Annotated in this window: 19 protein-coding genes and 1 CRISPR repeat array; of the genes, 4 read left to right on the top strand and 15 right to left on the bottom strand. The window is 59.5% G+C overall.

What is annotated here, in order from left to right; genetic code table 11:
• Positions 1-2: 2 nt before the first annotated feature.
• A complete protein-coding gene (gene speE, locus AB3U87_RS09390; RefSeq protein WP_301251408.1) occupies positions 3-881 on the bottom strand; it encodes a polyamine aminopropyltransferase in 879 nt (292 codons plus the stop codon).
• Between the two features lie 104 nt (positions 882-985).
• On the bottom strand, positions 986-1,333 hold the full coding sequence (locus tag AB3U87_RS09385; RefSeq protein WP_125289041.1) for a YacC family pilotin-like protein: 348 nt from the start codon (positions 1,331-1,333) through the stop codon (positions 986-988).
• Positions 1,334-1,516: 183 nt separating this feature from the next.
• On the opposite strand from AB3U87_RS09385, the gene cueO reads away from it, so the two are divergent.
• Positions 1,517-3,133: a multicopper oxidase CueO gene (gene cueO / locus AB3U87_RS09380; protein ID WP_394148882.1), complete on the top strand. Its 1,617-nt coding sequence runs from the start codon at positions 1,517-1,519 to the stop codon at positions 3,131-3,133.
• A 145-nt stretch (positions 3,134-3,278) separates the two neighbouring features.
• Positions 3,279-3,606: a CRISPR direct-repeat array (repeat unit 28 nt; unit sequence GTTCACTGCCGTACAGGCAGCTTAGAAA).
• 175 nt (positions 3,607-3,781) lie between these two features.
• Here cueO and AB3U87_RS09375 read toward each other — a convergent pair.
• The 13 genes from AB3U87_RS09375 to AB3U87_RS09315 form a co-directional block, all read right to left on the bottom strand.
• Complete coding sequence (locus tag AB3U87_RS09375; RefSeq protein WP_394148881.1) at positions 3,782-4,807, bottom strand: HoxN/HupN/NixA family nickel/cobalt transporter; 1,026 nt, start codon at positions 4,805-4,807, stop codon at positions 3,782-3,784.
• Complete coding sequence (gene hypF / locus AB3U87_RS09370) at positions 4,800-7,103, bottom strand: carbamoyltransferase HypF (RefSeq protein WP_394148880.1); 2,304 nt, start codon at positions 7,101-7,103, stop codon at positions 4,800-4,802. Before hypF ends, AB3U87_RS09375 begins: the two co-directional genes overlap by 8 nt.
• 115 nt (positions 7,104-7,218) lie before the next feature.
• Positions 7,219-9,393 (bottom strand): formate dehydrogenase subunit alpha, encoded by a 2,175-nt coding sequence (gene fdhF / locus AB3U87_RS09365; RefSeq protein ID WP_253455236.1) that lies wholly within the window; start codon positions 9,391-9,393, stop codon positions 7,219-7,221.
• A gap of 22 nt (positions 9,394-9,415) precedes the next feature.
• Positions 9,416-9,961 carry an electron transport protein HydN gene (gene hydN, locus AB3U87_RS09360; protein WP_253455235.1) on the bottom strand — a complete coding sequence of 182 codons (546 nt, stop codon included), beginning with the start codon at positions 9,959-9,961 and terminating at the stop codon, positions 9,416-9,418.
• Between the two features lie 181 nt (positions 9,962-10,142).
• Positions 10,143-10,628 (bottom strand): hydrogenase maturation peptidase HycI, encoded by a 486-nt coding sequence (gene hycI / locus AB3U87_RS09355; protein ID WP_253455234.1) that lies wholly within the window; start codon positions 10,626-10,628, stop codon positions 10,143-10,145.
• Positions 10,621-11,040 carry a formate hydrogenlyase maturation HycH family protein gene (locus tag AB3U87_RS09350; protein WP_253461112.1) on the bottom strand — a complete coding sequence of 140 codons (420 nt, stop codon included), beginning with the start codon at positions 11,038-11,040 and terminating at the stop codon, positions 10,621-10,623. Before AB3U87_RS09350 ends, hycI begins: the two co-directional genes overlap by 8 nt.
• A gap of 53 nt (positions 11,041-11,093) precedes the next feature.
• Positions 11,094-11,888: an NADH-quinone oxidoreductase subunit B family protein gene (locus AB3U87_RS09345; RefSeq protein WP_253455233.1), complete on the bottom strand. Its 795-nt coding sequence runs from the start codon at positions 11,886-11,888 to the stop codon at positions 11,094-11,096.
• A complete protein-coding gene (locus AB3U87_RS09340; protein ID WP_253455232.1) occupies positions 11,885-12,442 on the bottom strand; it encodes a formate hydrogenlyase complex iron-sulfur subunit in 558 nt (185 codons plus the stop codon). The genes AB3U87_RS09345 and AB3U87_RS09340 overlap by 4 nt, the downstream gene beginning before the upstream one ends.
• Positions 12,443-12,453: 11 nt before the next feature.
• On the bottom strand, positions 12,454-14,178 hold the full coding sequence (locus tag AB3U87_RS09335) for a hydrogenase large subunit (RefSeq protein WP_370734564.1): 1,725 nt from the start codon (positions 14,176-14,178) through the stop codon (positions 12,454-12,456).
• Positions 14,179-14,217: 39 nt separating this feature from the next.
• The gene (locus AB3U87_RS09330; RefSeq protein ID WP_394148879.1) at positions 14,218-15,171 is read right to left on the bottom strand and encodes a respiratory chain complex I subunit 1 family protein; all 954 of its coding nucleotides are present in this window, start codon (positions 15,169-15,171) and stop codon (positions 14,218-14,220) included.
• A gap of 10 nt (positions 15,172-15,181) precedes the next feature.
• Positions 15,182-17,074 carry a proton-conducting transporter transmembrane domain-containing protein gene (locus tag AB3U87_RS09325; protein WP_394148878.1) on the bottom strand — a complete coding sequence of 631 codons (1,893 nt, stop codon included), beginning with the start codon at positions 17,072-17,074 and terminating at the stop codon, positions 15,182-15,184.
• Positions 17,071-17,673 carry a 4Fe-4S dicluster domain-containing protein gene (locus tag AB3U87_RS09320; protein WP_253461111.1) on the bottom strand — a complete coding sequence of 201 codons (603 nt, stop codon included), beginning with the start codon at positions 17,671-17,673 and terminating at the stop codon, positions 17,071-17,073. Before AB3U87_RS09320 ends, AB3U87_RS09325 begins: the two co-directional genes overlap by 4 nt.
• Positions 17,674-17,818: 145 nt before the next feature.
• Entirely contained in the window at positions 17,819-18,286 is a 468-nt protein-coding gene (locus AB3U87_RS09315) for a formate hydrogenlyase regulator HycA (protein WP_253455228.1), read from the bottom strand.
• A gap of 341 nt (positions 18,287-18,627) precedes the next feature.
• Between AB3U87_RS09315 and hypA the strand changes: the two genes are divergently transcribed.
• Genes hypA through hypC form a run of 3 tightly spaced genes read left to right on the top strand, consistent with a single transcriptional unit; the run spans position 18,628 to position 20,067 of the window.
• Entirely contained in the window at positions 18,628-18,972 is a 345-nt protein-coding gene (gene hypA, locus AB3U87_RS09310; RefSeq protein WP_253455227.1) for a hydrogenase maturation nickel metallochaperone HypA, read from the top strand.
• A 25-nt stretch (positions 18,973-18,997) separates the two neighbouring features.
• Positions 18,998-19,804 (top strand): hydrogenase nickel incorporation protein HypB, encoded by an 807-nt coding sequence (hypB, locus tag AB3U87_RS09305; protein ID WP_394148877.1) that lies wholly within the window; start codon positions 18,998-19,000, stop codon positions 19,802-19,804.
• Positions 19,795-20,067, top strand: coding sequence for a HypC/HybG/HupF family hydrogenase formation chaperone (hypC, locus tag AB3U87_RS09300; RefSeq protein ID WP_369895487.1), 273 nt, complete (start codon positions 19,795-19,797; stop codon positions 20,065-20,067). Before hypB ends, hypC begins: the two co-directional genes overlap by 10 nt.
• The last annotated feature ends 2 nt before the right edge of the window (positions 20,068-20,069 follow it).

The raw sequence follows: 20,069 nt of genomic DNA, 5'->3' as shown, positions 1-20,069 counted from the left end.
GTTCACCCCCTTAAAATGCCCGGCTGGTCAGCCAGCGCATTCAACAGATATTGCGGCAGGGCAAAGCTGCCGGTGTGGATCGCCGGATTGTAATAGCGACAGGTCAGGCCGGCCTGCTGATAACGCGCCGCAAGCGTGGCCGTATCCAGCTGGCGCAGCGCCGGGTTGTCGCTTGCCCAGGCAAAGGTCATGATGCCGCCGTAATAGGTCGGTACGGCCGCCTGGTAAAAGCTGACGTCGCGGAAATAGTGGCTCAGCTTGCGATGGCTGTTGACCGCTTCGTCCTGCTGCAGGAAGCAGACGCCATTCTGCGCCACAAAAATGCCGTTTTCATTGAGGCAGCGCCGGCATCCTTCATAAAATTCCGAGGTAAACAGACTTTCGCCCGGCCCAATCGGATCGGTGCAGTCAGAAATAATGACGTCGAATTTTTCATTGCACTGGCGCACGAAATTGACGCCGTCATCGATTACCAGCCTGAAGCGCGGATCTTCATAAGCCCCCGCATTATGATTCGGCAGATACTCTTTGCAGAACGTCACCACGCCCGCGTCGATTTCTACCATCGTAATCTGTTCAATGTTTTGATGACGGCTGACTTCACGCAGCATTGCGCCGTCGCCGCCGCCGATAATCAGCACGCGCTTCGCCGCGCCGTGCGCCAGCAGCGGCACGTGGGTCATCATCTCGTGATAGATAAATTCATCGCGCTCGGTGGTTTGCACCACGCCGTCCAGCGCCATCACCCGACCCAGCTCGGCGTTTTCAAAGATAACCAGATCCTGATGTCCGGTTTGTTCGCGGTATAAAATTTTATCGACAGCAAAATACTGCCCAAAACCGGTATGAAGCGTTTCATACCACATCTCTTTTTCGGCCATGGTACGGCTCTCCTGGTTGTAGCAGCCACGAAAAATGGGCGCGATATGATAGCCAACTCTGACCGTGCTTGCACGGTCAAACTGGCGGCGGAAAACGGCGGGGGTTACTTCACGTAGGCAAGCAGGCTGAGCGAATCGCGGGCCAGTGATTTGCATTTGGTGTCGTTGGGCACGGCGATGCCGCTTAAATCGCGATAGCTGTCCGCGCCCAGCGATTTCATATTAAAGCTGCTGTAGTTGCTCAGATCCCAGCGGTTCTGCCGGGCGAAAAAGACCAGCGCGCGACGGATCTGTCCGTCCGGAAGATCCTGATAGCCGCAGTCATTTTTCAGGTAAACAAAAACAGCGGTCAGATCCGCCAGATCTTCCGCTTCCGACTCGCTCAGCGCAAAACTTGTCGATGAGAAGCCAAACAGGCCCAGTAACAACAGAGCCTTGATGCTTTTCTTCATAACTGTACTCAAAGGGTGTCAATACTCTGACGTTAGCACAGTTACCGTCGGCCGACAGTCAATTTCAGCAGAGAAATGTCCGTAAAACGCAATTTTCCAGCAGGGCGCGGTGAAACTTGACCTTCCCTTGGGGGAAGGGTTTATGCTGCAGGCAATAAATAAGAGCCGGGTCGAGGAAGACTGATGCAACGTCGTGATTTTATAAAGCTGAGCACCGCGCTGGGCGCGGCCAGCGCACTACCCCTGTGGAGCCGATCGCTGATGGCCGCGCAGCCACGTCCCGCGCTGCCCATTCCGGCCTTATTAACGCCGGATGCGCGTGGCGAGATGACCGTAACGGCGCAGCAGGGCAGCACCCGCTGGCTGGATAAAGCGGTGCCGACCTGGGGCTATAACGGCAGCCTGCTCGGCCCGGCGATCCAGCTGGAGCGCGGCAAGCCGGTCACCATCAACCTGCGCAATCAGCTGCCGGAAGCCACCACGGTTCACTGGCACGGGCTGGAGCTGCCTGGCGGCGTAGACGGCGGCCCGCAGGCGCAGATTGCCCCCGGCGCCACGCGCACCGTCAGCTTTACCCCCGATCAGCCCGGCGCGACCTGCTGGTTCCATCCTCATCAGCATGGCCGCTCCGGCTATCAGGTCGCCCAGGGCCTGGCCGGTCTGGTTATCCTGAAAGACGACGCAACGGAGAAACTGCTGCTGCCGAAAATCTGGGGCATCGACGATATTCCGGTGATCCTCCAGGATAAAAAACTGTCGGCGGACGGCAGCAAAATTGACTACGAGCTGGACGTGATGAGCGCTGCCGTGGGCTGGTTTGGCAATACAATGCTGACCAACGGCGCGATTTATCCGCAACACGCCGTGCCGCGCGGCTGGCTGCGGCTGCGGCTGCTCAACGGCTGTAACGCCCGCTCGCTGAATATTGCCGCCAGCGATCGGCGCCCGCTTTATGTGATTGGCGGCGACGGCGGCCTGCTGAGCGAGCCGGTAAAAGTGACCGAGCTGTCGATGATGCCGGGCGAGCGCTTTGAGGTGCTGGTCGACACGCTGGACGGCAAGCCGTTTGATTTGCAGACGCTGCCGGTGCGGCAGATGGGCATGTCGCTGGCGCCTTTCAACCAGCCGCTGCCGCTGCTGAGCATTCAGCCGCTCCGGGTGATGGCCAGCGGATCGCTGCCGGATAAGCTGGTGGACGTGCCGCCGCTGCCCGCCCAGGCCAACCTGAAAACTCGCTGGCTACAGCTGTCGATGGATCCCGAGCTGGATCGTCGCGGCATGGTGGCATTGATGCAAAGATACGGCCACGCGGCGATGGCCGGTATGAGCGGCGATGCGCACGACGGCGAGGACACGGGCGTAGACCACGCGGCAATGCCGGGAATGCAGGGCCACGCTATGGACGGCGGCGCAGACCACGCGATGGCGCATCAGCAGCCTGAGCAGTACGATTTTCATAACGGCAATAAGATCAACGGGGTCGCTTTTGATATGACCAAACCCGCTTTCGATGTAAAGCAGGGCGTGACGGAAAAGTGGACGATTTCCGGCGAGGGCGACGAGATGCTGCATCCATTCCATATTCACGGCACGCAGTTTCGTATTATCTCTGAAAACGGCAAGCCGCCAGCGCCGCACCGCAGCGGCTGGAAAGACACGGTTCGGGTGGAAGGCTGGCGCAGCGAAGTGCTGGTGCGCTTTGACCATCTGGCGGACAAAGAGCGGGCCTATATGGCGCACTGTCATCTGCTGGAGCACGAAGATACCGGCATGATGCTTGGCTTTACGGTCAGTGCGTAGCGGCTGACGGACGGCACCCTTTTTTTGGTGGCTTGCTTAAGTGATTGATTTTTAATGCACTGAATCACGTGGCTGAAAAAAGGGTTTTTACAGGGCTAAGGTCAATTTCGCTGAAAAAATATTGGGTTAAGCTAAAGATGCAACTGTTCACTGCCGTACAGGCAGCTTAGAAAAGCTGCACGGTGCGCGGTCTTCCGTCATCGGGGTTCACTGCCGTACAGGCAGCTTAGAAAAAACGAGGCCTGCGGCGTTGTGGTGCAAATTGGTTCACTGCCGTACAGGCAGCTTAGAAAAATCAGCCGGACAAACCGACGGCACCTATGGTGTTCACTGCCGTACAGGCAGCTTAGAAAAACTTCCCGAGGTTGAACAAGAACGCTTTATAGTTCACTGCCGTACAGGCAGCTTAGAAAGGCGAGGTAATTCTGATGATCAAGAGGAAAAAGTTCACTGCCGTACAGGCAGCTTAGAAAATCTTGCGGACAGGGACCGGGCCTGTATGGCGCACTGTCATCTGCTGGAGCATGAAGATACCGGTATGATGCCTGGCTTTACGGTCAGCGCGTAGCGGCGAGGCGGAGGCCGTTGTTTTCACAGCATTGCCGACCGCGCGAGCCTTTCGACCGCTGTCGGCAATGCCGCTCCCGGTTACGGCTGGGTAATATTTAGCGCATCATAATTTTTACGGCGATAGTTCAGCACCGAGAAGCCCCAGGCAGCGACGAAAATTGCCACGCAGAGGTAGCCGACGCTGCCCATATTGCCGTTCAGATTGTTGACGATTGTCCATATCCCGCCGTGTAAATCGAGCTTATCCGCCAGTAATCCCAGCGCTTCCAGTCCGCCGATCAGCAAGGCAATCAGCACGCTGGTCGCCGTAATCATCATATTGTAGTAGAGCTTGCGTACCGGCTGCTTAAACGCCCAGCCATAGGCGCCCACCATCATAAAATTGTCCAGGGAATCCACCAGCGCCATGCCGCTGGCGAACAGCGCCGGGAACACCAGAATGCTCCAGACCGACATCCCGCTGGAAGCGCCTGCCGCAGAGAGGCCCAGCAGGCCGATCTCCGTAGCCGTATCAAAGCCCAGACCGAACAAAAAACCCACCAGATACATCTGCCAGCTTTTATTAACCAGGGTAAAGGCGCGGCCAAACAGCCTGCTCATTACAGCGCCCGGCAGGGGAGGCCGATCGCTGAAGGTTTTTCTCTGTTTCGCCTGCTGAAAACGGTGATAAACATCACGCAGGATCAGCGTATTCAGCAGCGCCATCAGCAACAAAAACAGCGCGGAAACCAGCGTGCCGATAACGCTGCCATAGTGATGCAGCCAGCTGATTTCGCTGCCGGAGAGCAGAGCGGCGGCGGCAATCGCCACGCACGCCAGCACCACGATGCTGGAATGGCCGAGAGAGAAAAACGCGCCGACCGCCACAGGCCGCTGATTTTGCTGCATCAGTTTACGGGTGACGTTATCAATGGCGGCGATGTGGTCAGCGTCTACCGCATGGCGCAGGCCGTAACCATAGGCAAGCACGGCCGCCGCAATCAGCGTGGCATGGTGGCGGAAAAGCACCAGCGCCCAGCCCCAGGCCAGCAGATTGGCCATCAGCAGGGCGCTTAACAGCCAGAAAGCCCGGCGATGAGTACAAAAAAAAGCAGAGTTAGTCATAACAATCCCTGGTAACAGTATGAGGAGCCGCGTTGTGCAAGCGGGCGCAGGCAATAACGGCCTGGCCCAGCGCCAGCCCGCCGTCGCCAGCGGGAATATGCTGCGGCATCAGCACATGAAGAGGCGATAAATAGCGTTGTAAAAGCTGGCGCAGCAGGCGCGATTGCAGGACGCCGCCGCCAGCCGCGACGGTATCCAGACCCGTTTGTCCGGCATGATAATGGGCGAGGGCGGCAAATCCCCGCGCCAGCGCGTCATGGAAGGCAAACGCGCGCGCCGCAGGGGCTGCCTGCCAGTCCAGCCATTGCTGCCAGAACACCGCCAGGTCCAGCCGCGTGCCCGTTGCCGTATGGCGCAGCGGCAGCGTAACGGGATGCGCTATGTCTGCTGCCTGCCTGGCCAGAACCTCCAGGCGGCAGGCGGCTTCTCCTTCCCAACTAAGCACGGCAGGCGCGCAGCCGAGCACGGCGGCTATCGCGTCAAACAACCGGCCGCAGGAAGAAGCCAAAGGGGAGTTAACGCCAGCGGCCACCGCGCGCGCAAGCGGCTGCCAGGGCTTGCCCAGCAGCGCCTTAGACTCTGGCCGCTGCTGCCAGTCCGGGACAAAGGCCAGCCAGTGCGCCAACAGGTTGCGCCAGGGTTCCCGCGCGGCACGGTCGCCGCCCGGCAGCGCGACGGCGGGCAACCCTCCCAGATGCTGACAGCGGTGATAGTCTGCCAGCAGGCATTCACCGCCCCAGAGCGCGCCGTTTTCGCCGTAGCCCAGCCCGTCCAGCGCCAGGCCGATGACCGGGCCGTGCGCCAGCGGCCGGCGATGTTCCGCCAGGCAGGCGGCGATATGCGCATGATGATGAAGCACCTCCAGCACCGGCCGTTCGCTCTGCTGGCTGCCGACGTAAGCAGGATGCGCATCCTGCACGATCGTTGTAGGCGTGCAGTTATACAGCTGCTGAAAATGGGTAACGGCCTGCTGCCGCTGGCACGCAATATCGCTGTTTGCCAGCGATCCGAAATGCGTGCTGAGCATAGCCCGATCGCCCTGCACCAGGCAGAAGGTGTTTTTCAGGTCGCCGCCCATCGCCAGCAGCGGCGAGCGGGCCGTCAGGCCGGGAGGAAGCGTGACGGCATCCGGCACATAGCCTCGGGCGCGGCGCAGTATTTCCAATCCCTGCGGCCCCAGACGAACCAGAGAGTCATCGGCGCGCTGGATGATATCGCGGTCGTGCAGCAGCCAGATATCGGCAATGCCAGCAAGCTGGCTCAGCGCCTCTTCGTTGGTCAGCGCCGGCGCGCGGTCGGCGCCGTTGCCGGAAGTCATCACCAGCGGCACCCGGCAGGCCTGCATCAGCAGATGGTGCAGCGGCGTAAAAGGCAGCATCAGCCCCGTTTCATCCAGCCCCGGCGCAACGGCTGCGCACAGCGGCGACGTCGCGTTTTTTTCCGTGAGCACAATGGGCGCGGCGGCAGACAGCATCAGCGCCTGTCGCGCCCGATCGCTCTTGCCGCAGCGCGCCAGCCAGCCGATGCCCGGCAGCATCACCGCCAGCGGTTTGGCCGGTCGCCGTTTGCGCTGGCGCAGACGCATAACGGCCTGCTGCTGGGTAGCATCGCAGGCAAGATGAAAGCCGCCCAGCCCTTTGATCGCCACAATTTTGCCCGCAAGTAGCGCTGCTGTGGCATAGTCAATCGCGGCGCTTTCCCGTGCCAGCGTGGTGCCATCCTGCCCGGTGGCAAAGAGCTGCGGCCCACAGTGCGGGCAGGCGACAGGCTGGGCATGAAAGCGGCGGTCGGCCGGATCCTGATACTCCCGGCGACAGGCGGGACAAAGGCGAAATGCCGCCATGCTGGTGCCTGAGCGGTCATAGGGCATGGTGCGGATGAGCGTAAAGCGCGGGCCGCAGTGGGTACAGTTAGTAAAGGCATAGCCTGAACGACGGTTGCCCGCGTGCAGCACCTCCTCCAGACAGTCGGGGCAGGTTGCCGCATCGGGGGCAACCTGGGTCATCATCCGGCCCTGACGGGTTTCCGCAATGGTAAAATCCTGCGGCGGAGACGGCCAGGCATAAGGCTGGACGCTGAGGCTGTCGATACGCGCCAGCGGCGGCGGCTCGTGCCGTAGTCGTTCGATAAAGAGCGGAATGGCGGCAGACTGAAGCAGGCGTATTTCCACGCCCGCGCTGTCGTTGCAGACTTCGCCGCGTAGCCGTAGCCGCCTGGCTAACTGCCAGACAAAAGGCCGAAAGCCGACGCCCTGCACTTTGCCGCTGACGCGCACGGACACTCCTGAATCGGACATAGTCAGCTCCTGAAGGACCGGGCTGCCCGGTCCTGGATCGGATTAGCCTGAACCCTTGCGGAAGGAATGCGGGATGTCATATCCACCTGGCTCCCGTTCCGCGTTGGCGCAGAACTTAAGCGGTTACGGCAATCGGGATCGCATCGTCCACGGCGCTGCGCAGGCGCGCTTTCATCTCGCTGTAGGTTTGACGCGCGTAGTTCTCCGCCCACGACTGATCGGCAATCCGCTCCACCTTTACCGCGCAGTATTTGGTTTCCGGCGTTTTAGAAATGGGGTCAAGGTTTTCCTGAGTCAGTTCGTTGCAGGCACCAATCCACCATTGATAGGTCATATACACTGCGCCAACGTTAATACGCTCGTTGTGATTAGCGCGTGAAATCACTTTACCGCGGCGCGAGGCGACCCAAACCAGTTGCCCATCGCGTATGCCCAGCGCCTGCGCATCCTGCGGATTGATCTGCACAAAACCCGGCTCATCCGCCAGCGTTTGCAGCGCGGAACAGTTGCCGGTCATTGAGCGGCAGGAGTAGTGGCCGACCTCGCGCACGGTACAGAGCACCAGCGGATAATCTGCGTCCGGCACCTCGGCCGGCGCGCGCCACGGCGCGGCAAAAAGCTGGCCTTTGCCGGTTGGCGTGGTGAAACGATTGTCCTGATAGAGATAAGGCGTACCGGGGCTGTCCAGCGTGGTGCAGGGCCACTGCACGTGTCCCAGCGTGCCCATTTTTTCATAGGTAGCGCCGTAGAACAGCGGACAGAGTTCGCGCATTTCATCCCAGATTTGCTGGTTATCGTTGTAATGCATCGGATAGCCGAGTTCCGTTGCCAGCAGGCTGATAATTTCCCAGTCACGCTTAACGTTATCTTTGGGTTCGATAGCTTTTTCAAAGCGCTGAAAGCCGCGATCGGCGCAGGAGAATACGCCGCCGTGTTCGCCCCAGGAGGTGGCGGGTAAAATGACGTCAGCCTGCTCGGCGGTTTTGGTCATAAAGATATCCTGCACCACCACAAAATCCAGCGCCTCAAACCCCTTGCGCACCAGGCTTAAATCGGCTTCGGTCTGTAGCGGATCTTCCCCCATGATGTAGTAGGCTTTGACTTGCCCTTCCAGCGCCAGGTGCGGGATCTCGGTAATGCGATGGCCGATTTCCGCATCCATCCGCTCGACGTCAATACCCCAGGCTGCGGCAAATTTTGCCCGGACCTGCGGATCGGTCACCGACTGATAGCCAGGGAACTCATTCGGCAGCACGCCCATATCGCAGGCGCCCTGCACGTTGTTTTGCCCGCGCACCGGGCCGACGCCCACGCCCGGACGGCCCAGATTGCCGGTCAGCAGCGCCAGGCCAGCGAGGCCTTTCACCACGTCGACAGCCTGACCAAACTGCGTCACGCCCATCCCCCACATAATGGTCGCGGAGGGCGCAGCAGCAAAGGTGCGCATAGCCTGACGGATTTGCTGAGCGGACACGCCGGTCTGTTCGGCAACCGCTTCCGGCGAATAGTCGGCCAGCTGGCGACGGTACTCGTCAAATCCTTCCGTATATTTCGCCACGTAGTCACGATCGTAGAGATCTTCTTCGATCAGCACGTAGGCAAAGGCGTTAACCAGCGCCATATTGCAGCCGTTTTTGATTTGCAGATGCTGGTCGGCGATACGGGCGGTTTCGATGCGGCGGGGATCGCAGACAATGATCTGCGCGCCTTTTTCTTTGGCTTTTATTACGCGGCGGGCCACGATAGGGTGGGAATCCGCACAGTTATAGCCGATCACCAGCAGGCATTTGGAATTTTCAATATCGTTGATGGAATTGCTCATGGCGCCGTTGCCGAGCGTGGCCTGTAAACCGGCCACCGACGGGCCATGACAAACGCGGGCGCAGCAGTCGACATTATTGGTGCCGATCACCGCGCGGGCAAACTTCTGCATGACATAGTTGGTTTCGTTGCCCGTACCGCGAGAAGAGCCGGTATGCATAATCGCGCGCGGGCCGTGCTTCTCTTTTATTTCTTTCAGGCGCTTAGCGGTATAGCGGATAGCTTCATCCCAGCTGACTACTTCGAATTTCCCGCCCTTCTGGCGGCGGATCATCGGCTGCGTCAGGCGCGGCGTCAGCAGTTTAGTGTCGTTGAGAAAATCCCAGCCATAGTAGCCTTTCAGGCACAGCTCGCCCTGATTGGTTACGCCATCGGCGGCTTCGGCACGGAGAATTTTATTGTTTTCCACGACCAGGTTCAGCTTGCATCCGGCCCCACAGTAAGGACAGACGGTGGTGACTTTTTTCATCTTATTTTTCCTCTTTCCGGGGTTAAAACAGCAGGCCGGAAGTGCTGGCAAGCGCCGCACGGCGGCGTTTTTCTACGTTCATTTCCTTGAGCCGATCGCGGTCAACGGTCAGCAAGGCCTTGGTCGGACAGACTTCCTGACAGGCTGGGCCTTCTGCACGGCCCTGACACAGATCGCATTTATGCGCTTCGGCTTTATCTGCGACGGCGGTCATCGCCGCCGCGTTCTGACGAAAAAGGGGTTTGACCACGACCTCCATCGCGCCATAAGGGCAGGCGACGACGCAGGTTTTGCAGCCAATGCAGTGCTCCTGCATTACCTGGATTGCGTCGCCGCTGCGCACGATTGCGCCGTTCGGACAGACGTTGGCGCAGGGGGCATCTTCACACTGGCGGCACAGCACCGGCGTACTGAGGTTGACGCTTTTGATCACATGCAAACGCGGCGTGAAGGTGGTGGTATTGAGCTGCGAGATATCCTGCGACAAGCTGTGAGCCATCACGCAGGCGATTTCACAGGTACGGCAGCCGATACATTTTTGGGGATCGGCAATGATGAACCGGTTCATCTGAATCTCCTGATTCCATTAAATAAGCGGCCGACGGATCCCGGCCTTATGGCGGAGGTAATGCATAAAGCGTTCCAGCCAGAGGGTTTATTTTTTCTTATTTATTTTCAATGCGTTAATAAGGGTTCGTGGGGAGTGACTGTGGTCTGTCGGCCGTATCGTCATTTTCCCGACACTTATGTCATGTTGGCCTCGGGCGAAAAGGCGCGATGCCCAGGCCCGTCTCCAGCAGAGGAAGCCGCTGATAAAGCTCGCCAACCGCCCGCTCGACCGCTGGGCTAAGGGGATAGTAAAAAGCCACCACATCGGGCTGGATGCCGACAAAGGTAATCTGCGGAATAGCTTCCCGTAGCTGCTGAATTAAAAAGCTGAGCGGCAGCGTGTGGGTGGTCATCACGAACATTTCGGCGATATCGCTTTCGTCGATAAGGCGCATTTCGCCGGGAGCCAGCCCCATGTCGGTGGCGTCCACAATCACCAGGCGATCGGGCCGCTGCTCGCGCAGGTAGCCAATATCGTTTTCCGGCGCGGCTCCGCCATCCACCACCGTCCAGCCGGGCAAAGGGGCGGCGGCGCAAAGTTCGGCCAGGCGTGGCCCGGCGCCGTCGTCGCCCATCATGCTGTTGCCCACGCATAACAGCGCGTAGCGGGAAGAGGAATTAAGCATCGTATCTCCTGACCATCAGGTACATGGCGGGGTCGTTTTCAATTTGCTGGAGCAGGGCGATCAGGCGATCGCTCCACGCTTGCTGCTCTGCACTCATCCGCTCACGGGCGTCGCGCAGCGCCAGGGCCAGCAGATGGGTGTGACTGCTGTCGATAGTGATTTCGCCAAAGCGGCGCACGCCTGCCATTTTCCGCTGGGCTTCGCTGTTTTCCGCCAGGCAGGCAATCCATTGCAGATAGCCTTGAAGCGGGCAGGTGAGCTGCGGTTGCAGACAGTCGATAACGCCAACGTGGTGACCAATCGCCAGGCTGTAGTAAACCACCTCTTGGGCTTTCTTCGAGCTACGCTGCTGCGCGCATTTTTCATCGACGAATTTGCTGCCCAAAGCGTAAAACACCACTTTGTCGTGCAGGACGCGGGCCGACGGCTGATGCCGGGCGTAACGCTGTTGGTTAACCTCGGTGCTCACAGGCGAACCTCCCCGCGCAGAACCTGCTGATAAATTTGCTGTAAATGCCCCACGATCTCCGCCAGGCGGAGATCGCCCTGCTCATCCAGCCAGTCCGCCACGCGCTGTTCTACGGACTGCACGCCGGGCGCGGCCAGCGCCTGCATAAAGCGATCGGCAATCTGGCGACCATAGCGATAGCCGGCCATGCGTCGCGCTTCGCGATCCAGCAATACCCGCAGCGGCTGCGGCAGCGTAGGGTGCAGCAACGCCGCCGGTTCAGCCGCCTCAGGGTGCTGCTGACCTTTAATTTTTTGATCGAGCAGGCCAAGCGCCATGGCAAAACCATAAATAGTGGCGGCGGGCGTGGGCGGGCAGCCGGGAATATAAACATCCACCGGCACAATCTTGTCCGTGCCGCCCCAGACGCAATAAAGGTCGTGAAAAATGCCGCCGCTGTTGCCGCAGGCGCCATAAGAGATACAGATTTTCGGGTCTGGCGCCGCGTCCCAGGCCCGCAGCGCAGGCACGCGCATGGCGCGGGTGACGGCACCGGTAAACAGCAGAATATCGGCATGACGCGGGGAAGGAACTACCTTGATGCCAAAGCGTTCGGCGTCGAACAGCGGTGAAATGGCGGCAAAAATCTCTATTTCGCAGCCGTTGCAGCCGCCGCAGTCAACCCGATAAACGTAGGCGGAACGGCGAATGTTGTTCAACAGCGTGCTTTTCAGGCTGGCGATGCTCTCGTCGAGCGTAACGGGCACCGGCAACCCGTTTTCGTCGCGTGGCCCGTGCAGGATCTGGCTCATAGCTGTGCCTCGGGGGTCAGATGGCGGCCAATATCTATCCGGCTGGATGCGGGCAGCTGATGCTTTTTCTTGCAGGACGGACAGGTTTCATACTGCTCGCGACGTTCAGCAATCTGCCGTTCACTCAGCGCTGCGCTTTCCTGTAACAGAGAAAGCGCGAAGTCGATCTCTTTCTGCACGGCATAGGGATGGCCGCATTCCCGGCAGCGACAAACCGGGAAATCAGCGGTTTCAAACAGATCCTCTTTACGCCATACCGCCAGTTCAAATTCTTGCGACAGCCTGATGGCGGCCGTCGGGCAGACTTCCTCGCAGCGCGCGCAGAAAATACAGCGGCCCAAAAACAGCGACCAGCGGATCGCCTCGCCTTCTTCTGGCGGCGTCATGGTCAGCGCGTTGGACGGACAGGCATTGGCGCAGGCACCGCAGCCGATACACTGCTGCGCGTTGTACTGAGGTTTGCCGCGAAAGTTGGCCGCCATCTCCAGCGGTTTTGCCGGATAGGCCACCGTTGCGGTACCGGTTTTCAGCACTTTTTTAATCAGCTTTAACATGTTGTCCCTCCTTAAAGCGGCGAGTTTTTGCGTTCAATGCCGTAACGTTCGATCTCTTTGTAAGGCACGACGACGGTGGTTTTCTTACGTACGTCGACCACCGTCATCCTGTCGGTGCAGGAATAGCAGGGGTCAAGGCTGCCGATAATCAGCGGCGCGTCCGAAACGGTATTGCCCCGCAGCATGTAGCGCAGCGTTGGCCAGTTGGCGTAGGTCGCCGCGCGGCAGCGCCAGCGAAACAGCTTCTGGTTGTCGCCGGTCATGCTCCAGTGCACGTCATCGCCGCGCGGCGCTTCGGCAAAGCCCAGCGCGAAACGGTGGGGAATATAGGTAAAGCCTTCGCTCATCAGCGGCCCCTGCGGCAGATTTTGCAGGCCGAACTCGATCATATTCAGCGAGTTAAACACTTCGTGGATGCGCACCTTCAGGCGGGAATAGACGTCGTTGCCGGTTTCGCTGTGAAGCGTAAACGGCAGGCTGGCATAGCCGGCATAGGGATGATCCGCCCGCATATCGCGGCGGTGGCCGCTGCCGCGTATCATCGGGCCGACGTTACTGAAATCGCGCGCTATCTGCGGGTCTAACAGGCCGACGCCGACGCTGCGCTGTTCGGTATTCGGCGTACTGAGCAGAATATCCACCAGGTCGTTCAGCTCGCCGCGCATCCCTGCTGACAGCGCGATAGTCTGGATCATGTCCTCTTTCAGAATGTCGCGACGCAGGCCGCCAATCAGGTTCATCCCGTAGGTTTTACGGGCGCCGGTCAGGATTTCCGCCATTTTCATCGACTGCTCGCGCACGCGGAAAAACTGCATAAAGCCGGAATCGAAGCCGACGAAGTGGCAGGCCAGGCCCAGATTCAGCAGATGGCTGTGCAGACGTTCAACCTCCAGCAAAATGGAACGGATAGTCTGCGCGCGCGCCGGCACCACAATGCCCATGGCGTTTTCAACCGAGGTGGTATACGCCACGCTGTGGGTAAAGCCACAGATGCCGCAGACGCGATCGGAAAGAAAGGTGACTTCGTTGTAGCCCATGCGGGTTTCGGCCAGTTTTTCCATGCCGCGATGCACGTAAAACAGCCGGTAGTCGGCGTCAATAATGTCTTCGCCGTCGACGAAAAGGCGAAAGTGTCCGGGTTCGTCAGAAGTGACGTGAAGCGGGCCGATTGGCACAATCGTGCTCGCTTCCTTTGTTTCAGAGATAAAGGGATAGGTTTCGTTATCGGTCGTTGGGGCAGGCCGCTGGCGGTAATCCATCGCGTCTTTACGCAGCGGATACAAATCGTCTGGCCAGTCATCCGGCAGCACCAGGCGGCGTTCATCCGGCAGGCCGACCGGGCGCAGGCCATACATATCGCGCACTTCGCGCTCGCCCCAGACGGCCGCCGGGACGCGCGGCGTGACCGAAGGGAACTCCAGCGAGACGGGATCCACCTCGGCGCGCACGGTGATCCAGCACTTTACGCCTTGCTCCATTGACAGCACATAATACAGCGCGTAATTGCCGCACAGCGTGCGCTCATCATTGCCAAACAGTACGGAAAGCCAGCCGCCCTGCTGATAGTAGAGCCACTCCACGACCTCCGGCAGCGCGTTCAGCCTGACGGTGACGGTGGCCTGCGTATCGGTCTGCCATTCGCTGTAGAGCAGCGCCGCAGGAAACTGTTTTTCCAGCGCCGCCAGATAGTGCAGGCCGACCGGATGTTGATTTAATGCCGTTGTGACTTCACTCATTATCAAACCTCTTCCCGCCGTGGCGGGACAAGAAAAATGTCAGCCCGCTATCAGCCAGGAAACCAGCGCCAGAAACGCCAGGCCGAATCCCGCCCAGGTGGTGCGGGAAGTGTTTAAAAAGCGCAAACGCGCCACGCTGTTTTCAATGAGCGCCACCAGCAGCACGGCAACCAGCAGTTTTGCCAGACAGAGCGCGGTGGCGATCAGCAGGCCGAACGGCGTTGGCTCCGCCGCCAGGCCAAAGGGGAGAAACAGGCCGAGAAACAGCTGAAGCACCACCAGCTGCTTCAGGCTGAGGCCGAGTTTCAGCACGCCCAGCGTCGCGCCGGAATATTCGGTCAACGGGCCTTCCTGCAGCTCCTGCTCGGCTTCGGCCAGATCGAACGGGAGCTTGCCCATTTCGATATAGGTGGCGAAGGCGCAGGCCAGCCCGGCCAGCAGCAGGGTCAGCGAGGACGAAAGCGGCCAGTGCAGCACCTGCGCGCTAATGGCGCTAAGCGCGGTCGAACCGGCCACCAGCGCGGCTATCCACAGGCCCAGCAGCAGGATGGGTTCGACCAACACGCCCAGCACGGCTTCCCGGCTGGCTCCGATGCCGGTAAAAGGGCTGCCGGTATCCAACCCGGCGATAACAAAGACAAAGCGCGCCAGGGCGAACAGATAAATAAGGGTGATGAGATCGCCTGCGCCAGCCGCTGGCGAAGCAAGCGTTACCACGGGCAGCGCGCTGGCAATGACCAGCAAGATGCCGGTGAGGAGCCAGGGCATAGTGCGAAAAGCCGGGCCAGAAGCCGCCGGCGCCACGCTCTGCCGCTGTAACAGTTTGGCGATATCGCGATACTCCTGCAGTACGCCAGGCCCCTGGCGATTATGCATACGGGCGCGCAGCACGCGGTTGATGCCGGTAAACAGCGGCGCGACGGCCAGCAGCCCTGCCGCCTGGATAAGCGCCAGCGGCCACAGCGAACCGGTAAGAACAAAGGGAAAGGTCATCGTCAGTTCCTCAGGCCAGCGCCGCGACCAGCAGCACGGCCAGTTCAATAAATGCCAGACGGCGGCACAGCGCAGCCAGCCCGCCCTGATGCAGGGCCGTCGTCAGGGCGGCAGGCAGCAGACGCTGGCGCAGACGATACAGCGGCGCAAACATCACGCGCAGCGGCTGAGCGAAACCGGTGGCGGTTACCACCATCCCGGCGGAATGAGCGTAGCCACAGGCCCAGGCGTCGCCGCGTCGCCGGTTCGGCAGGCGGCTGCCGCGCAGCGCAACGGCAATAAGCCAGGGCAGCAGCGGCATCGCCAGCAGTAAAATCGCCACCATCGGAGCGGAAACCGCCGACGTAGCCGAGAAGACGGCGCCATGCTGCGTAACGACAGGCGCGGTCATATGCAGCACGTCGGCGGCAACGAGGGAAAACAGGGGAACGATCCAGGGAGACGCGACGCCAGACACCACGCACAGCAGCGCCGGGATAACCACGCTGAGCGTGACCGCCAGAGGAGCAGGCCTGGCCCCGGCGGTGCCGCCGCGTGGGCTGCCCAGAAAGGCAACGCCAAAAACTTTGGCGATACACATCAGCGCCAGCGCGCCAGTCAGCGCCAGCCCGACGGCAAGCAGCGGGCCGAGCAGGCGAGTCAGCCAGAACGGGCTGCTGCCAAGCTGGAAAAAAGACTGGTAAAGCAGCCATTCGCTGGCAAAGCCGTTTAGCGGCGGCAGAGCGGCCATCGCCATCAGCGCAATCAGCATTGCGCCCGCCGTCCACGGCATCAGACGCGCCAGCCCGCCGAGCCGCTCAATATCTTTCGTCCCGGTCTGCCTCTCTATTTCGCCCGCGCCTAAAAACAGCGTGGTTTTAAACAGGCCGTGGTTAAAGAGATGGAACAGACCGGCCAGCAGCGCCAGCGCTGCCAGCAGCGGCAAACGCAGCGTGACGCCAATCATCGCGCCGCCCACGCCCAGCAGAACGATCCCGACATTTTCCAGCGTGTGGTAAGCCAGCAGGCGGCGGATATCATGTTCCATTAGCGCGTAAAGCCCACCGATAAAGGCGGTCAGCATCGCCAGCAGGATGACCAGCACGCCCCACCACAGCGGCGGTGCGCCCAGCAGATCCAGCCCGACTTTGATTACCCCTAAAATGCCGACTTTCATTAATGCCGAAGAGAACAGCGCGGCGGCATGAGCGGGGGCGCTGGTGTGCGACTGCGGCACCCAGCCATGCAGAGGAATAATCCCGGCGTAAAGCCCGAAGCCGGTCAGCGACAGCAGAAAGGCCGTCGACCTGACGCCCATAGAAAGCTCGCTGTGCCGCAGCACGTCAAAGTTCAGGCTGCCGCTGGCGTGATAAAGCAGGCCAAAAGCCAGCGCCAGGCAGAGCGTGCCAAGCCGCGCGGACAAAAACTGATTTAAGCCGGCGCGGCGGCTTTTCACGTCGTCATTCTGCACAATCAGCAGTCCGGCGCAGAGCGCGGCCAGCTCCATCGACAGGATCAGTTGCACCGCGTTGACGGCCAGCACGGCTGTCGTCAGCGTCGCCATCAGCAAATGGCACAGCAGGCCAGCCCGCGCGCGAACAGGCCGACCGACGCTGCGCAGCCAGACCCAGGCGTACAGGTTGCAAAATAGCGCGGGTAGCCAAATAGCCAGCAGCAGCAGCGCGTTCAGCGGGCTGAAGCCTGCCTGAAAAGAGAACGGCGGCAGGGCGACGGTCAGCGCGTCACCGGGCAGGATTTGCATCGCTGCCGCTATCGTCGCCAGAGAAGCCACCAGGCCGCCGCTGCTAAAAACAGCCGCGCTGACACGGGCAGCCCCGGCGAGCAGCCAGCCGATGCCGCCGCTCAGCAGCAGGAGCAGCAGCGCAAACGTCAACAGCGGCGCGGGCGAAAAAAGGGAGGTCATGATGGGTTCTCCTTGCCAGAGATAAACAGATCGACAGGGAGCGAGCTGGCCGCATTCAGGCGCTTCCGTTGACTGGCGTGCAGGGACAAATCGACGGTAACCAGCTTGATGGCCTGGGTCGGACAGGTTCTGATGCAGGCGGGGCCATCCTCGCTGAAACTGCACAAATCACATTTCACGGCCACCGCCCGCACGCCCGGCACGCAATCAAGGAAAGGGCTGAGTGGACGCGGCGGCAGCGGGGCGGGCAAGGCTTTCGGCGTATTGCAGTCACGGGGTGTTGCTACCGGCGTGCTGCCGGAGAAAGTGATGGCGCCAAACGGGCAGGCGATGCCGCATAGCTTGCAGCTGACGCACAGATTCTCATTCAGCTGAACAGCGCGATCCCGCAAGGTAATAGCATTAACCGGACAAACTTTGGCGCAGGGCGCATCCTCGCACTGGCGACACATGACCGGCGCGGAATCCTGAAGGTTGCGCATTACCTCCAGGCGCGGCGCGGACTGCAGACCATAACGCTGATGTTCCTGTGAGCAGCTGGCTACACAGGTATTACAACCGATACAGCGTCTGGCATCGGCTATCACATAATGATTCATGGCGGTCGGGCGGCTCATGAAATCTCCTTGGTATTTCGTCAAAAGTGACGAAATTGACGTTGAAAACAGAGTTTCGTCATTTATGTCGTCATTACTGCCCCTGTGCAGGCCATCAGATCTATTCCAGGGGATAATGGCTGACCTGTTAAAAGGCTTTAATTAACTTTTCCAACTGCGGATGGATTGGGGTGCTGCTATGAATAGCGTCATAAATACACTGATAAATAGCGGCTATTTTATTCAGGTAGTGATCAAGCACGGCCTGCCTGTCGTGAATATCAACAGCGTTATCAATACGGCCGTCTTCGGTTAATGTCGCCCGGGAAAAGGCCTGAAAATCTTCCGGCTCACCTGGCTGCGCCATATTAAGGCTGTAGACGATTTGCTGACTGTAAAAGTCAGCCTGCAAATGGATGCTGATAATAAAATGGTTAAATAAGACAAAATGGATGCCGCGCTCGTTGCTGCAGGTGAATTCATGATTAATGTTGTGACTGGAAAGGGCTACGGCCTGCGTCAGCGCGTTCTGATAGGTACGCCAGTGCGCTTTCAACTGGTTGTTTTTACTGGCGATATACTCAGCCTGGTCGGCCAGTTCGCTAAGGGAGCTCATAAGCATTACCACGGGTTAAGGTGAACAGGATACCGTTTCGACATTGCTATTACGCCAACGAAACAGGATTGCTGAGAACCTAATGGCATAAAGTGTGCCAGGTCATGAAAATATTCTAAAACACTTTGTAGTTCATCAATTTAAAGGCGATTGGCGGTAATCTCTTTGCCCGATTATTTAGCGCTGTCGATGTCAAAGACATGTCATTTCGTCATATCTGACGGTCAGTTAAATACGCGTTTCTTTCCGGCTCTGGCCATATCGATAAGGCATAAACGCCGTGTCGAAAAAAGCTGGCATTGATATTGCAAATTACTCCTCAGCATCCGAGGAGAAAGGCAATGCACGAAATTACTTTGTGTCAAAACGCCGTAGAAATAATGCAGCAGTTTGCCCTGCGTCATCATGCCCGACGTATTACTTCCGTATGGTTGGAAGTCGGCGCGTTTTCCTGTGTCGAGCCCGAAGCGCTGCGCTTCTGTTTCGACCTGGCCTGTCGGCAAACGCTGGCGGAAGGCTGCGATCTGCATCTTGATACGCCAGCGGCGGTCAGCTGGTGTCACGACTGCCAGCGCGATATCACCTTATTGATGGCGGGCGTGCTGCTCTGCCCGGACTGTGGCGGACGTCGTCTGCGGGTGATTGCGGATGACGGCATGAAAATTAAACGTATCGAAATTGAATAGCGGGCCAGCGCCCGGGGAGAAAATTATGTGCAGTACCTGCGGCTGTGCCAGCGGCGAGCTTCGTATTGAAGGCGTGAGCGGCGACGCCTTGCATTCTCACGATGGCGGCGGCCATAGCCATCACCACGGCGGCCATGCTCACAGCCATCAGGAGCGCGCCCATGGGCTGCCTTATGCGCCGCGCCGTCTGGTCGATATAGAAACCGAAGTCCTGGCAAAAAATAACCACATCGCCGCGCATAATCGCGAGCATTTTGCCGCCGCGTCCATTCTGGCGCTGAATCTGGTTTCCAGCCCCGGTTCGGGTAAAACAACCCTGCTGACGAACACTCTGCTGCGCCTTGTGCCGCTGCAAGCGTGCGCCGTTATCGAGGGCGATCAGCAAACCGCTAACGATGCCGAGCGCATCCGCGCGACCGGCGTCCCGGCGATTCAGGTCAACACCGGCAAAGGCTGTCACCTGGATGCGCAAATGGTGCATCAGGCGGTACATCAGCTGGCTCCTGAAAACCACAGCCTGCTGTTTATCGAAAACGTCGGCAATCTGGTGTGCCCGGCCAGTTTCGATCTTGGGGAGCATTGCAAAGTGGCGGTACTGTCGGTCACGGAAGGGGAAGACAAACCGCTGAAATATCCCCATATGTTCGCAGCGTCGCGCCTGATGATCCTGAATAAAATCGACCTGCTGCCTTACCTGAATTTTGACGTCGAGGCCTGTATCGCTAACGCGCGGCTGGTCAATCCACAGATTGACGTCATTCAGCTGTCGGCCACCACCGGAGAAGGCATGGCGCGCTGGCTGGCATGGCTGGAGCAACAGCAATGTGCATAGGCATTCCGGGGCAGATTGTCGCGCTGCATGAACAGCACAGCGATCATGCCTGGGCTGAGGTCTGCGGCCTGCGTCGCGAAGTCAATATCGCTCTGGTCTGTGGCGACAGCCGCGAGGCCTTGCTCGGAAGCTGGGTGCTGATCCACGTGGGTTTTGCGCTGGCCCGGCTGAACGAGCAGGAAGCGCAGGAGACGCTGGCCGCCCTTCATGCCATGGAAGAGCTGGAAGCCGACGTGGCGCTGTTCCTGGCGGGAGAGAGGTAAAA

It is taken from the genome of Erwinia plantamica, from assembly GCF_043420595.1.
In the GTDB taxonomy this organism is placed as follows: domain Bacteria; phylum Pseudomonadota; class Gammaproteobacteria; order Enterobacterales; family Enterobacteriaceae; genus Erwinia; species Erwinia aeris.
This window is presented reverse-complemented; position numbering and strand designations above follow the sequence as displayed.

Coding starts and splice junctions, on each gene's coding strand:
- AB3U87_RS09325 (WP_394148878.1), bottom strand. CDS start 17,074: ATGACCTCCCTTTTTTCGCCCGCGCCGCTGTTGACGTTTGCGCTGCTG.
- AB3U87_RS09385 (WP_125289041.1), bottom strand. CDS start 1,333: ATGAAGAAAAGCATCAAGGCTCTGTTGTTACTGGGCCTGTTTGGCTTC.
- AB3U87_RS09330 (WP_394148879.1), bottom strand. CDS start 15,171: ATGACCTTTCCCTTTGTTCTTACCGGTTCGCTGTGGCCGCTGGCGCTT.
- hypF (WP_394148880.1), bottom strand. CDS start 7,103: ATGTCCGATTCAGGAGTGTCCGTGCGCGTCAGCGGCAAAGTGCAGGGC.
- AB3U87_RS09315 (WP_253455228.1), bottom strand. CDS start 18,286: ATGAGCTCCCTTAGCGAACTGGCCGACCAGGCTGAGTATATCGCCAGT.
- AB3U87_RS09340 (WP_253455232.1), bottom strand. CDS start 12,442: ATGTTAAAGCTGATTAAAAAAGTGCTGAAAACCGGTACCGCAACGGTG.
- hypB (WP_394148877.1), top strand. CDS start 18,998: ATGTGCAGTACCTGCGGCTGTGCCAGCGGCGAGCTTCGTATTGAAGGC.
- speE (WP_301251408.1), bottom strand. CDS start 881: ATGGCCGAAAAAGAGATGTGGTATGAAACGCTTCATACCGGTTTTGGG.
- hydN (WP_253455235.1), bottom strand. CDS start 9,961: ATGAACCGGTTCATCATTGCCGATCCCCAAAAATGTATCGGCTGCCGT.
- hypA (WP_253455227.1), top strand. CDS start 18,628: ATGCACGAAATTACTTTGTGTCAAAACGCCGTAGAAATAATGCAGCAG.
- fdhF (WP_253455236.1), bottom strand. CDS start 9,393: ATGAAAAAAGTCACCACCGTCTGTCCTTACTGTGGGGCCGGATGCAAG.
- cueO (WP_394148882.1), top strand. CDS start 1,517: ATGCAACGTCGTGATTTTATAAAGCTGAGCACCGCGCTGGGCGCGGCC.
- AB3U87_RS09320 (WP_253461111.1), bottom strand. CDS start 17,673: ATGAATCATTATGTGATAGCCGATGCCAGACGCTGTATCGGTTGTAAT.
- hypC (WP_369895487.1), top strand. CDS start 19,795: ATGTGCATAGGCATTCCGGGGCAGATTGTCGCGCTGCATGAACAGCAC.
- AB3U87_RS09375 (WP_394148881.1), bottom strand. CDS start 4,807: ATGACTAACTCTGCTTTTTTTTGTACTCATCGCCGGGCTTTCTGGCTG.
- AB3U87_RS09335 (WP_370734564.1), bottom strand. CDS start 14,178: ATGAGTGAAGTCACAACGGCATTAAATCAACATCCGGTCGGCCTGCAC.
- hycI (WP_253455234.1), bottom strand. CDS start 10,628: ATGCTTAATTCCTCTTCCCGCTACGCGCTGTTATGCGTGGGCAACAGC.
- AB3U87_RS09345 (WP_253455233.1), bottom strand. CDS start 11,888: ATGAGCCAGATCCTGCACGGGCCACGCGACGAAAACGGGTTGCCGGTG.